12 protein-coding genes and 1 tRNA gene are annotated in these 12,789 nt (G+C 50.3%); 11 read left to right on the top strand and 2 right to left on the bottom strand.

Annotation, left to right across the window (positions count from 1 at the left end; translation table 11 throughout):
• The first annotated feature begins 113 nt into the window (after window positions 1-113).
• The 5 genes from xerD to lysS all read left to right on the top strand — a co-directional run bounded on the left by xerD (window position 114) and on the right by lysS (window position 6,203).
• The gene (xerD, locus tag C2U41_RS17880) at window positions 114-1,010 is read left to right on the top strand and encodes a site-specific tyrosine recombinase XerD (protein ID WP_003026928.1); all 897 of its coding nucleotides are present in this window, start codon (window positions 114-116) and stop codon (window positions 1,008-1,010) included.
• A gap of 23 nt (window positions 1,011-1,033) precedes the next feature.
• On the top strand, window positions 1,034-1,747 hold the full coding sequence (gene dsbC / locus C2U41_RS17875; protein ID WP_003825520.1) for a bifunctional protein-disulfide isomerase/oxidoreductase DsbC: 714 nt from the start codon (window positions 1,034-1,036) through the stop codon (window positions 1,745-1,747).
• 5 nt (window positions 1,748-1,752) lie between these two features.
• The gene (gene recJ / locus C2U41_RS17870) at window positions 1,753-3,486 is read left to right on the top strand and encodes a single-stranded-DNA-specific exonuclease RecJ (protein ID WP_016150943.1); all 1,734 of its coding nucleotides are present in this window, start codon (window positions 1,753-1,755) and stop codon (window positions 3,484-3,486) included.
• Window positions 3,487-3,577: 91 nt separating this feature from the next.
• Window positions 3,578-4,676, top strand: a protein-coding gene (gene prfB, locus C2U41_RS17865; protein WP_096878465.1) for a peptide chain release factor 2 whose coding sequence is annotated in 2 segments (ribosomal slippage) — window positions 3,578-3,652 and window positions 3,654-4,676 — 1,098 coding nt in all. Because the reading frame shifts where the segments join, the coding sequence is not laid out codon by codon here.
• 9 nt (window positions 4,677-4,685) lie between these two features.
• Window positions 4,686-6,203 carry a lysine--tRNA ligase gene (gene lysS, locus C2U41_RS17860; protein WP_003026911.1) on the top strand — a complete coding sequence of 506 codons (1,518 nt, stop codon included), beginning with the start codon at window positions 4,686-4,688 and terminating at the stop codon, window positions 6,201-6,203.
• A 77-nt stretch (window positions 6,204-6,280) separates the two neighbouring features.
• Here the strand turns inward: lysS and idi are convergent, their stop codons facing one another.
• Window positions 6,281-6,835 (bottom strand): isopentenyl-diphosphate Delta-isomerase, encoded by a 555-nt coding sequence (gene idi / locus C2U41_RS17855; RefSeq protein WP_032948043.1) that lies wholly within the window; start codon window positions 6,833-6,835, stop codon window positions 6,281-6,283.
• Between the two features lie 166 nt (window positions 6,836-7,001).
• On the opposite strand from idi, the gene actS reads away from it, so the two are divergent.
• From actS to C2U41_RS17825, 6 genes are all read left to right on the top strand, one after another.
• The gene (gene actS, locus C2U41_RS17850) at window positions 7,002-7,760 is read left to right on the top strand and encodes an amidase activator ActS (RefSeq protein WP_003026902.1); all 759 of its coding nucleotides are present in this window, start codon (window positions 7,002-7,004) and stop codon (window positions 7,758-7,760) included.
• 79 nt (window positions 7,761-7,839) lie between these two features.
• Window positions 7,840-7,913, top strand: a tRNA-Gly gene (locus C2U41_RS17845).
• Between the two features lie 195 nt (window positions 7,914-8,108).
• On the top strand, window positions 8,109-9,287 hold the full coding sequence (locus tag C2U41_RS17840) for a tyrosine-type recombinase/integrase (protein WP_049239070.1): 1,179 nt from the start codon (window positions 8,109-8,111) through the stop codon (window positions 9,285-9,287).
• Window positions 9,288-10,112: 825 nt separating this feature from the next.
• On the top strand, window positions 10,113-10,274 hold the full coding sequence (locus C2U41_RS29355) for a hypothetical protein (protein WP_040216727.1): 162 nt from the start codon (window positions 10,113-10,115) through the stop codon (window positions 10,272-10,274).
• A gap of 234 nt (window positions 10,275-10,508) precedes the next feature.
• Window positions 10,509-11,288 carry a hypothetical protein gene (locus C2U41_RS17830; RefSeq protein ID WP_049239072.1) on the top strand — a complete coding sequence of 260 codons (780 nt, stop codon included), beginning with the start codon at window positions 10,509-10,511 and terminating at the stop codon, window positions 11,286-11,288.
• A gap of 77 nt (window positions 11,289-11,365) precedes the next feature.
• Entirely contained in the window at window positions 11,366-11,683 is a 318-nt protein-coding gene (locus C2U41_RS17825) for a hypothetical protein (protein ID WP_103848956.1), read from the top strand.
• A gap of 41 nt (window positions 11,684-11,724) precedes the next feature.
• Here the strand turns inward: C2U41_RS17825 and C2U41_RS17820 are convergent, their stop codons facing one another.
• A complete protein-coding gene (locus C2U41_RS17820; protein WP_001118619.1) occupies window positions 11,725-12,648 on the bottom strand; it encodes an IS5-like element IS903B family transposase in 924 nt (307 codons plus the stop codon).
• Window positions 12,649-12,789 lie beyond the last annotated feature (141 nt).

Here is a 12,789-nt window from a genome sequence, read left to right as displayed (position 1 = left end):
GACGTAAACATCTCAATTCTGCTGTAGCGTTGCGGGTAGTGTAACAGAATCGCCGCAATCCCGGCACAATGAGGCATAATGCATCAAAAATGAGAGTGGAATAAGGGGCGCGAGTGGAACAGGATCTGGCGCGCATCGAGCAGTTTCTTGATGCCCTGTGGCTGGAACGAAATCTGGCGGAAAACACATTAAGTGCGTATCGTCGCGATCTGACCATGCTTGTGGAATGGTTACATCACCGCGGCGCTTCGCTTGCGACCGCGCAAAGTGATGATCTGCAAGCCTTGCTGGCTGAGCGGATGGATGGAGGGTATAAAGCCACCAGTTCTGCACGTTTGCTCAGTGCGACGCGACGTTTTTTTCAGCATCTGTACCGCGAAAAATATCGCGAAGATGACCCCAGCGCCTCGCTTGCATCACCTAAACTTCCGCAGCGTCTGCCCAAAGATCTCAGCGAAGCGCAGGTAGAACGACTGCTGCAGGCGCCGCTTATCGATCAACCGCTGGAGCTACGCGACAAAGCCATGCTGGAAGTGTTGTATGCAACGGGCCTGCGCGTGTCTGAACTGGTAGGACTGACGATGAGTGACGTCAGCCTGCGTCAGGGCGTGGTACGGGTGATCGGTAAAGGTAACAAAGAGCGCCTTGTCCCGTTGGGTGAGGAGGCAGTGTACTGGCTGGAAACATACCTGGAGCATGGGCGTCCATGGTTGCTCAACGGCGTATCGATTGATGTGCTGTTTCCTAGTCAGCGGGCGCAACAGATGACCCGTCAGACCTTCTGGCATCGTATCAAACACTATGCTGTGTTGGCGGGAATCGACAGCGAAAAGCTGTCACCGCACGTCCTGCGGCACGCATTTGCTACGCATCTGCTCAACCATGGCGCAGATCTGCGCGTGGTGCAGATGCTACTGGGGCATAGCGATCTCTCGACAACGCAAATTTATACTCATGTCGCAACGGAGCGCTTGCGGCAACTACATCAACAGCATCACCCGCGAGCGTGAGTGCTGACAGGATAGGATAGGCTATGAAAAAACGTTTTATGATGTTCACCCTGCTGGCGACGGCGTTTTCCGGCATGGTACATGCAGACGACGCGGCAATTCGCCAGTCATTAGCAAAGCTGGGTGTGCAGAGCACCGAGATTCAACCTGCTCCGGTTGCGGGCATGAAAACCGTACTAACCAATAGCGGTGTGCTGTACGTAACTGAAGACGGTAAACATATTATTCAGGGACCGATGTATGACGTGAGCGGCGCAAGTCCGGTGAACGTCACCAACCAACTGCTGATGAAGCATCTGAACGCGCTGGAAAAAGAGATGATCATCTACAAAGCGCCGCAGGAAAAACACGTCATTACCGTTTTCACCGACATCACTTGTGGTTACTGCCACAAGCTGCATGAAGAGATGAAAGATTACAATGCGTTGGGGATCACCGTACGTTATCTGGCCTTCCCACGTCAGGGGCTGGACAGCCAGGCTGAACAGGACATGAAGTCTATCTGGTGTGCTAAGGACAAAAACAAAGCCTTTGACGACGCGATGACTGGCAAGGGTGTAAAAGCGGCGACCTGTGATGTGGATATCGCTAACCACTATGCGCTGGGCGTACAGTTTGGCGTCAGCGGTACACCGGCGATTGTGCTGAGCAATGGCTATGTCGTACCTGGTTATCAGGGCCCGAAAGAGATGAAAGAATTCCTCGACGCACATGCAAAACAAACCAGCGGTAAATAATTCGCGTGAAACAACAGATACAACTTCGTCGGCGTGAGGCCGACGAGACCGCCGAGCTACCTGCAGACTTGCCGCCACTGCTGCGCCGTTTATACGCCAGCCGTGGTGTACGTAGCGCGCAGGAGCTTGAGCGTAGCGTGAAAGGCATGCTGCCGTGGCAACATTTGAACGGCGTCGAAAAAGCGGTTGAGATCCTCTACAACGCCTTTCGCGAAGGAACCCGAATCATCGTTGTCGGCGATTTTGACGCTGATGGTGCGACCAGCACGGCGCTAAGCATCCTGGCGATGCGCGCGTTGGGCTGCAGTAACGTTGACTACCTGGTGCCAAATCGTTTTGAAGACGGTTATGGTTTAAGCCCGGAAGTCGTTGATCAGGCCCATGCCCGGGGCGCTCAGCTGATTGTCACCGTAGACAACGGCATCTCGTCTCACGCGGGTGTCGAACATGCCAGAACGTTGGGGATCCCGGTCGTTGTGACCGATCACCACCTGCCAGGGGATACGCTGCCGGGCGCAGAGGCAATCATTAATCCTAACCTGCCCGACTGTGAGTTCCCGTCGAAATCGCTGGCAGGCGTTGGTGTAGCCTTCTATCTGATGCTGGCGCTGCGTACTTTCCTGCGTGACAAAGGCTGGTTTGATGAACGCGGCATTGCACCGCCGAACCTGGCAGATTTGCTCGATCTGGTTGCACTTGGCACGGTGGCGGACGTGGTCCCGCTGGATGCCAATAACCGTATTCTGACGTGGCAAGGCTTAAGCCGCATTCGTGCCGGAAAGTGTCGCCCTGGTATTAAAGCGCTGCTGGAGATTTCCAATCGCGACCCCCTAAAGCTGGCAGCCAGTGATTTAGGTTTTGCCCTAGGGCCACGGCTGAATGCGGCGGGCCGTCTGGACGATATGTCCGTTGGTGTGGCGCTGTTGCTGTGCGACAACATTGGCGAAGCGCGTGTGCTGGCCAATGAGCTTGATGCGCTCAACCAGACGCGCAAAGAGATCGAGCAGGGTATGCAGGCCGAAGCACTGACCTTGTGTGAAAAGCTGGAACGCAGTAGTGATACACTACCGGGCGGCTTGGCAATGTATCATCCCGAGTGGCATCAGGGCGTTGTGGGGATTCTGGCATCGCGTATTAAAGAGCGATTCCATCGTCCAGTGATAGCGTTTGCCCCGGCAGGTGACGGTACTCTCAAAGGGTCCGGGCGTTCGATTCAGGGGCTACACATGCGCGATGCGCTGGAGCGCCTGGACACCCTTTATCCGGGCATGATCCTCAAGTTTGGCGGTCACGCCATGGCGGCGGGTTTATCGCTTGAAGAGGCGCAGTTTGAGCGTTTCCAGCAGCGTTTTGGCGAACTGGTAACCGAGTGGCTGGATCCTGCCTTACTGCAAGGTGAAGTGGTGTCGGATGGCCCACTGAGCGCGGCGGAGATGACCATGGAGATCGCACAAATGCTGCGCGATGCCGGACCGTGGGGGCAAATGTTCCCGGAACCGCTGTTTGACGGGCATTTCCGTTTGCTCCAGCAGCGTCTGGTCGGTGAGCGTCATCTGAAGGTGATGGTCGAGCCCGTGGGCGGTGGTCCGCTGCTGGACGGTATTGCGTTTAATGTCGATACCACCTGCTGGCCGGACAACGGCGTGCGCGAAGTTCAGCTTGCCTACAAACTGGATATTAACGAGTTTCGCGGCAACCGCAGCTTGCAGATTATAATCGACAATATCTGGCCACTTTAGCGTCACTAATCGCTATAAAAAAGGGCGTGGATTAGTTACAATCCCGCTCTTATCACCGCATTTTGACTAGTCCAATAAAAGAAATCAGACAATGTTTGAAATTAATCCGGTAAATAACCGCATTCAGGACCTCACGGAGCGCTCTGACGTTCTTAGGGGGTATCTTTGACTATGATGCCAAGAAAGAGCGTCTGGAAGAAGTAAACGCCGAGCTGGAACAGCCGGACGTGTGGAACGAACCCGAACGCGCTCAGGCGCTGGGCAAAGAGCGTTCCTCCCTTGAGGCCATCGTTGATACGCTCGATCAGATGAGCCAGGGCCTGGAAGATGTCTCCGGCCTGTTGGAACTGGCTGTAGAAGCCGATGACGAAGAAACCTTTAACGAAGCCGTAGCAGAACTCGATACGCTGGAAGATAAGCTGGCCCAGCTGGAATTCCGTCGTATGTTCTCCGGTGAATATGACAGCGCGGATTGCTATCTCGATATTCAGGCAGGTTCTGGTGGTACGGAAGCGCAGGACTGGGCAAGCATGCTGATGCGCATGTATCTGCGTTGGGCTGAAGCGCGCGGCTTTAAGACTGAAATCATTGAAGAGTCTGAAGGTGAAGTCGCGGGTATTAAATCCGTGACCATCAGAATTGCTGGTGAATATGCTTACGGTTGGCTGCGTACTGAAACCGGCGTACACCGCCTGGTACGTAAGAGTCCGTTCGACTCCGGCGGACGTCGCCATACGTCGTTCAGTTCGGCGTTTGTTTATCCGGAAGTTGACGATGATATTGATATCGATATCAACCCGGCGGACCTGCGCATCGACGTTTACCGTGCCTCCGGTGCAGGCGGTCAGCACGTTAACCGTACGGAATCTGCGGTGCGTATTACCCACATCCCGACCGGGATTGTGACGCAGTGTCAGAACGACCGTTCCCAGCACAAGAACAAAGACCAGGCCATGAAGCAGATGAAAGCGAAGCTTTATGAACTGGAAATGCAGAAGAAGAATGCCGAGAAACAGGCGATGGAAGACACCAAGTCAGATATCGGCTGGGGTAGCCAGATTCGTTCTTATGTCCTTGATGACTCCCGCATCAAAGATCTGCGTACCGGGGTTGAAACCCGTAACACGCAGGCGGTGCTGGATGGCAGCCTGGATCAATTTATCGAAGCAAGTTTGAAAGCAGGGTTATGAGGAACCAACATGTCTGAACAACACGTACAGGGCGCTGACGCGGTAGCCGACCTTAACAATGAACTGAAAACGCGCCGTGAGAAGCTGGCGAGCCTGCGTGAGCAGGGGATCCCGTTCCCGAACGATTTCCGTCGCGATCATACCTCAGACCAACTGCATGCTGACTTCGACGCGAAAGAAAACGAAGAGCTGGAAGCGCTGAACATTGAGGTATCCGTTGCTGGCCGTATGATGACCCGTCGTATTATGGGTAAAGCATCATTCGTTACGCTGCAGGACGTTGGCGGCCGTATTCAGCTGTACGTTGCTCGCGATGACCTGCCGGAAGGCGTCTACAACGAGCAGTTCAAAAAATGGGATCTGGGCGATATCCTCGGCGCGAAAGGTAAGTTGTTCAAGACCAAGACCGGTGAGCTGTCTATCCACTGCACCGAACTGCGTCTGCTGACCAAAGCGCTGCGCCCGCTGCCGGACAAATTCCACGGTCTGCAGGATCAGGAAGCGCGCTATCGTCAACGTTACCTGGATCTCATCTCTAACGATGAATCCCGCAATACCTTTAAAGTGCGTTCACAGATTATGGCTGGCATTCGTCAGTTCATGGTTGCTCGCGGCTTTATGGAAGTCGAAACCCCTATGATGCAGGTGATCCCAGGCGGTGCGGCAGCGCGTCCGTTTATCACTCATCATAACGCGCTGGATCTGGACATGTACCTGCGTATCGCGCCGGAACTTTACCTCAAGCGTCTGGTAGTTGGCGGCTTCGAACGCGTATTCGAAATTAACCGTAACTTCCGTAACGAAGGCATCTCTGTTCGCCATAACCCAGAGTTCACCATGATGGAACTCTACATGGCTTATGCGGACTACAAAGATCTCATCGAACTGACTGAATCTCTGTTCCGTACGTTGGCGCAGAACGTTCTGGGAACGACTGAAGTGCCTTACGGTGAAGAAGTCTTCGACTTCGGTAAGCCGTTTGAAAAACTGACCATGCGCGAAGCGATTCAGAAATACCGTCCGGAAACCAACATGGCCGATCTGGATAACTTCGACTCTGCAAAAGCGATTGCTGAATCTATCGGCATCAAAGTTGAGAAGAGCTGGGGTCTGGGTCGTATCGTGACCGAGATCTTTGAAGAAGTTGCAGAAGCGCACCTGATTCAACCAACCTTCATTACCGAGTACCCGGCAGAAGTTTCTCCGCTGGCGCGTCGTAATGACGAAAACCCGGAAATCACCGATCGCTTCGAATTCTTCATCGGCGGACGTGAGATCGGTAACGGCTTCAGCGAGCTGAACGATGCCGAAGATCAGGCGCAGCGTTTCCAGGATCAGGTTAACGCCAAAGATGCGGGTGATGACGAAGCGATGTTCTACGACGAAGACTACGTTACCGCTCTGGAACACGGTCTGCCGCCGACTGCGGGTCTGGGCATTGGTATCGACCGTATGGTTATGCTGTTCACCAACAGCCACACCATCCGTGACGTGATCCTGTTCCCGGCGATGCGCCCGGTTAAGTAAGATGTGAAATGCCGGATGGCGGCTGACGCCTTATCCGGCCTACGATTCGTTATGTAGGCCAGATAAACGTAGCGCCATCAGGCAATAATTTGTTGGCAGTAATTCTGCAACAGCGCACGCGCTTCTTTGTTTGCAACCTGCATTACCATCCACGGGCTGAAAGCCCACGGCGTCGCGTCAATCCCGCTTAAGACATCCTCAAGATTGCTCCACTGGCAATCCATCACTTCATCTGGGTTTAGCTGTAGCTCACTGACGATATGTGCGGCATAAACCGGACATACTTCGTTTTCAACTATTCCACTCGGGTCCGTGGCGCGATAACGAAAATCAGCGTATACGGGGGTGAGCAAGTTGATATCTGCACCCAGTTCGAAGCGAGCCCGGCGGACAATAGCAGCTTCGTTGGTTTCGCCCAACTGCGGGTGACCGCAGACAGAGTTGGTCCAGACACCTGGCCAGGCTTTTTTGTGCAGCGAGCGGCGGGTGACCAGCAGTTGGCCCTGCTCGTTAAATATCCAGCACGAGAAAGCGGAGTGCAGAGGGGTTGTGGCGGTATGCGCCGCATACTTTTCCAGCGTTCCGCAGGGTTGGTCCTGCTCATTCAATAAAATGACATGTTCCTGTCGCATAGCGTCCACCATCAATCTTAAGCACTCACATTATATGCTTAATTAAGTCAGAGTGATTAACAGAGGGTGTGAAATGCCAGAGCCGCCGGTTCGTTGCGCGATATGATTTGGCATCCGGTTTCTGGCTGCTATGATAAAGCGTCTGAAAATGTTGCGAGGTATTGTTTTGAGTGCAGGACGCCTGAAGAAAAATGGCCTGGGTATCGTGATGCTGCTGTGTGTCGGTCTGCTGTTAGCGGGCTGTTCCGGGAGCAAGTCGTCTGATACAGGAAGTTATTCCGGCTCCGTGTATACCGTGAAGCGGGGAGATACGCTATACCGTATTTCGCGCGCCACCGGTACCAGCGTGAAAGAGATCGCTCGCCTGAATAATATTTCACCGCCCTATACCATTGAAGTGGGGCAAAAGCTGAAGGTCAGCGGCGGCGCGAAAACCAGTTCTGGATCTGGCAAAACAACCAAGAAATCCTCAACCAAAACGGCGGCGGTCAGACCATCTTCTTCTGTGCCGCAGTCGTCCTGGCCACCAGTAGGGCAACGTTGCTGGCAGTGGCCTGCCAGCGGTAAGGTGATTCTGCCTTATTCTACGGCGGACGGCGGCAATAAGGGCATCGATATCTCGGCTGCGCGCGGTACGCCGATTTATGCGGCCGGAGCAGGGAAGGTGGTTTATGTCGGTAATCAGCTGCGGGGCTACGGTAATCTCATCATGATTAAGCACAGTGAGGACTACATCACTGCGTATGCGCATAATGACACCATGCTGGTGAACAACGGTCAAAACGTGAAGGCCGGGCAGAAGATAGCGACAATGGGCAGCTCGGATGCGACGACGGTGCGCCTGCATTTCCAAATCCGCTACCGGGCAACGGCTATCGATCCGCTGCGTTATTTACCGCCGCAGGGGAGTAAGCCAAAATGCTGACGGTGAATTAATCGCCAGTCAGTCGGTTAGTCCCTTGCCAAGAAGAGCGTAAGGTTTATAATCCCTTACGCACTTCAATGCGGGCGTAGTTCAATGGTAGAACGAGAGCTTCCCAAGCTCTATACGAGGGTTCGATTCCCTTCGCCCGCTCCATTTTCAACTCTCCAGAACTCCACTAAATTAAACTACCTCATGATTTAACTGGTTTTTTTGGCATTTTCTTGTCAACTGAACTCTACTTGGCTTACCCCAAATCAATAGCCTGTGTTGCATAGAAATGTGTATAGGCTCTCCTATACACTCTGGAACTATACACATAGCGAAATTTCAGAGGAGAAAACTATACATATGCCTCTTACTGACCTTGAGATCCGCCGCGCGAAGCCTGCGGAAAAAACGTATACCAAAGCCGATGGCAACGGTCTGTCTCTACAAATTGAGCCCAACGGTTCAAAGGGATGGCGATTCCGTTACCGCTTCGAAGGTAAAGCTAAAATGCTTTCTTTAGGGACATACCCGAAGGTTTCCTTATCCGAAGCGCGTAGACGGCGAGATGAGGCTCATGATCTGCTGGCTACGGGTATCAATCCCAGTGATTCGCGTAAAGAGAAGAAACTGGCTCAGCAGGACAGGCTGGGGAATACCTTTGAGGCGATTGCCCGTGAGTGGTATCAGCGGCGTTACGATCTTTGGGCCGAGTCGTACCGCACTGAAATGATCGCTACTTTTGAGAAGGATGTCTTTCCTCATATCGGTCATCGTCCAATAGATTCGATTACGCCTATGGAGCTGATGGCAGTTTTGACCCGCCTTGAGAAACGAGGTGCAACGGAGAAAATGCGCAAAGTACGTCAGCGCTGTGGTGAGGTATGGAAATATGCAATCGCAACAGGGCGTGCTCTATCTAACCCTGCGCCAGATCTTGCCAGCGTGATGATGCCCCATAAGAAAGAACATTATGCGCACCTGGAAGTTTCGGAGTTATCAGACTTCTTTACCGTGTTGCAGGCGTACACGGGAAATATACTCGTTAAGCTGGCTATGAGGCTTCTGATACTGACGGGGACTCGTCCCGGTGAGCTACGTAAAGCGGAATGGTCAGAGTTCGACTTTGAAAATAACCTCTGGAGCATTCCTGAAGAGCGAATGAAAATGCGACGACCACACCTCGTTCCGCTATCCCGACAGGCGCTGGCTATTCTGGAAGAACTGAAAACGATGACGAGTGGTTATCAATACGTTTTTCCCGGTAGGCTTGAGAAGGTTAAGCCAATCAGCGATATGTCTCTTAACGTGCTAATTCGTCGTGTCGGTTACGGTGGCAGGGCTACCGGGCATGGTTTCCGCCACACGATGAGTACCATTTTGCATGAGCAGGGCTTTAATTCAGCATGGATTGAGCTACAGCTTGCCCATGTGGATAAGAACAGCATTCGCGGCACTTACAACCATGCGCAGTATCTGGATGGCAGGAGAGAGATGATGCAGTGGTATGCGGATTATCTAGACTCACTGAAAGCTTCGTAAGTAAAGCTGTAATCAAATAGTAAAGGCATCTGTCCATTAACGTTCGGGTGCCTTTTTGTTTTTTAACAACCGAAAATCAGGAGATTTTATCAATGACTACAACATGTCCTATATGTGGTTCTGAGCGCGTCAGCGAACGTAACATTGGGAGGAAGGCAGGAAGTATCGCTGGAGGTGTGGCAGGAGCACTTAGCGGCGCAGGTACGGGGGCTACAATTGGCTCTGTCGTGCCGGTAGTAGGGACAGCGGCCGGGGCAGTTATTGGTGCTGTGCTAGGGAGATTTGTGGCTGGTGCAACTGCGGGAGCGGTTACCGGCTCAGCCCTTGATGGACTCCTGTTTGACAGATATGAGTGCGACGATTGTGGTCATACCTTTGACTAGAAGGTTATGCTAAATGTCATATATTTATGATTTTAATGAATAAAAAATATCCACTACTGCCTCATCAATTTTAATACACCACATCCCCCGCATAAACTGATCTACAAAAACGATCGATATCATTGCAATGATAGTTATAAGCTATTAAATATAAGTAATTGATCGTTTTTATCGATAGATTTTGCAGATCAATTATTGAAATTCGATCGGTAATAACAATTTTACCTGCACTCATAACCTCCCTATCTTAGAGAGGATTTAATTAGAATCAGGCCAGGATTCTTACCGGGTGACAATAAGGAGATGCACCATGTGCCTATAGCAAGGATGTTTCAATGCGGCAGGTATAAGTCTGCCCATCCATTCAACATGCTTACCGGACAAAGTGACGGTTTTAAACCACCACTTCAATCATTTATTGCTATTTTTCAAGGAGCCAACGATGGCATTTATTCTTTTACTTTTGTGGATCGGAGCATCGATAGTTATTGGTAAATTGGCTCAGGCCAGTGGCCGTTCGTTCTTCATATGGTTTGTTATCAGTATGCTTATAGACCCCATATTTGGTGCTATTCTTTTTGCTGTAGTCGTGAGGTCAAAATGAAACCAGAAAGAATTAAGAGGCTTTTTAAAGCCTATCTTGGCATTGGTTTTTTATTCATGTTACTTGTTTGTATAGGGATTGTTTTTTTGTTATGTCAATAAGGGAAATGATTACGTATTTTAATAATTATTTTATATCTACCGCCATACTCCCCTCCTGTTCAATACTCTTGAAGTATACCAGTTTAACGTTCTCTGTAATATTTCGGCTATTATGTAAAGATAAGGAATTATCATGATAAACTATTATGAATATCTTGAGCTGGATATGAATGCCAGCGTTGATGAATTAAACCATGCGATACAAAAAGTAAGTGAGCGTGATGATGCAGATTTAAAATTCATCCGTGAAATGAAATCCATTTTGTTAAACGATGAAGCCAGGTCACTGTATAATAATAAATTGATTTCTTTTATTGTTGGCGATCGTAAAAAGTCTGATTTGGTAAGCGCTGAGAGTATCCGTAAATTATTAAACATAGACAACTCGTCGTTACATGAAAAATATATCTGGATTGCAACGGGATTGTTTCTTATCGGCGTTTTATCCGCATGTTTGTTTAGTTTAGCTGTCAACTATACGGTTAATCTGTTCGTTATGATTGCCCTGATTATCTTGTTCTATATGGACTGGAAGCTACTGGATAAACATGGTAAGGCAAGTTTTTCAAAATGGTGGATTCTTTTTTCGCCAGTTTATATTGCTAAACGTTGTAAAGCCGTTGGTCAGGGGAAAATGCTGTTGCTGGTCTGGCTTGGGATATGGGTTGTATATGGCATCGGGAACTTTGCATTCAACAGTAGCAAAACAATGCTGGAGCGCTCAGCATGTGAGGTGGTAACGGATATCTATCATAAGCAACTACGCCAGTACTCACAGCAATGTGAGAACGTAACGTTAACTGAAAGTGAAGGAAAACGGCACTATGGATTTGCTCAGATTAGTGATGGGACAACTAAAGATATTACCGTGACAGAACAATCAGATGGTAAGATTGTTGTATATATTGAATAGGCATTTTTGAGGCAAAGCACTTACCTTTGGGGTAAGTGCTTCTTATATATATTTTTTTATTTTTAGAGGAGGTTTGTATGAAATTTTTAAAGAAACTGAAATATGTAATCACTCTGGGGGTAATAACCGCCTCCTGTTCAGTAATGGCATCACCTTATGGAGATTCAGATGTTCTGTTCGGGTGTATCATAAAAGGTAAAACCACTAAAGAAGTGGCTGTGTTGAGGAATAATAATGAGGTCACTTATTTATTCGGTAAATCGGATATTAACGGAGGGGGTGGGGTGATTCCTGAAATCACTTTGGTAAAAAATGTGAGCCAGTTAAGTCAGGCCTGGAATTACAGTAGGGCTGAGGGCGTGTCGATACATACATTGAACGGCTTTGTTGAATAAATCAGATTTCGGGTAAGTCTCCCCCGTAGCGGGTTGTGTTTTCAGGCAATACGCACGCTTTCAGGCATACCTGCTTTCGTCATTTTGTTCAGCGCTCGTACCAGGGCCATAGCCTCTGCAACCTGACCATCGTAGTCACGCAGTGTCAGTGAACCCCCGAACAGCTGTTTTACCCGGTACATCGCCGTTTCCGCTATCGAGCGACGGTTGTAATCTGTTGTCCATTTCCACCGCGCATTACTCCCGGTCATTCGCTGATTAGCCACTGCACGGTTACGGTCTGCATATTCACCGGGCCAGTAACCCGCACCTTTTCGGGGAGGGATAAGCGCGCTGATTTTCTTACGCCGCAGTTCATCGTGACATAGCCGGGTATCGTAAGCGCCATCGGCGGCGGCTGACCTGATTTTCCGGTGGGTTTGCCGGATTAACCCGGGGAAGGCCTCTGAGTCCGTAACGTTGTTCAGCGACAGGTCAGCGCAGATGATTTCATGTGTTTTACTGTCAACGGCGAGATGCAGCTTACGCCAGATACGGCGGCGTTCCTGGCCATGCTTTTTGACTTTCCACTCGCCTTCACCGAAGACCTTCAGCCCGGTGGAATCAATTACCAGGTGTGCGATTTCACCCCGGGTGGGCGTTTTGAAACTGACATTAACCGACTTTGCCCGCCTGCTGACACAGCTGTAATCCGGGCAGCGTAGCGGAACGTTCATCAGAGAAAAAATGGAATCAATAAAGCCCTGCGCAGCGCGCAGGGTCAGCCTGAATACGCGTTTAATGACCAGCACAGTCGTGATGGCAAGGTCAGAATAGCGCTGAGGTCTGCCTCGTGAAGAAGGTGTTGCTGACTCATACCAGGCCTGAATAGCTTCATCATCCAGCCAGAAAGTTATGGAGCCACGGTTGATGAGGGCTTTATTGTAGGTGGGCCAGTTGGTGATTTTGAACTTTTGCTTTGCCACGGAACGGTCTGCGTTGTCGGGAAGATACGTGATCTGATCCTTCAACTCAGCAAAAGTTCGATTTATTCAACAAAGCCACATTGAACATACCAGAAAACGAGTATACTTACTCTGTTTCCTATATCGATGATGGGAAAAATA

This window comes from Citrobacter freundii complex sp. CFNIH4 (assembly GCF_002934505.1).
Classification (GTDB): Bacteria; Pseudomonadota; Gammaproteobacteria; order Enterobacterales; family Enterobacteriaceae; genus Citrobacter; species Citrobacter freundii.
Note: the sequence above shows the minus strand (reverse complement) of the source record. Positions and strands in the feature narration are given on the sequence as shown.

Excerpts from the sequence above, each read along its gene's own strand:
- dsbC (WP_003825520.1), top strand. The coding sequence starts at position 1,034 with ATGAAAAAACGTTTTATGATGTTCACCCTGCTGGCGACGGCGTTTTCC.
- lysS (WP_003026911.1), top strand. The coding sequence starts at position 4,686 with ATGTCTGAACAACACGTACAGGGCGCTGACGCGGTAGCCGACCTTAAC.
- idi (WP_032948043.1), bottom strand. The coding sequence starts at position 6,835 with ATGCGACAGGAACATGTCATTTTATTGAATGAGCAGGACCAACCCTGC.
- C2U41_RS17840 (WP_049239070.1), top strand. The coding sequence starts at position 8,109 with ATGCCTCTTACTGACCTTGAGATCCGCCGCGCGAAGCCTGCGGAAAAA.
- C2U41_RS29355 (WP_040216727.1), top strand. The coding sequence starts at position 10,113 with ATGGCATTTATTCTTTTACTTTTGTGGATCGGAGCATCGATAGTTATT.
- C2U41_RS17830 (WP_049239072.1), top strand. The coding sequence starts at position 10,509 with ATGATAAACTATTATGAATATCTTGAGCTGGATATGAATGCCAGCGTT.
- C2U41_RS17825 (WP_103848956.1), top strand. The coding sequence starts at position 11,366 with ATGAAATTTTTAAAGAAACTGAAATATGTAATCACTCTGGGGGTAATA.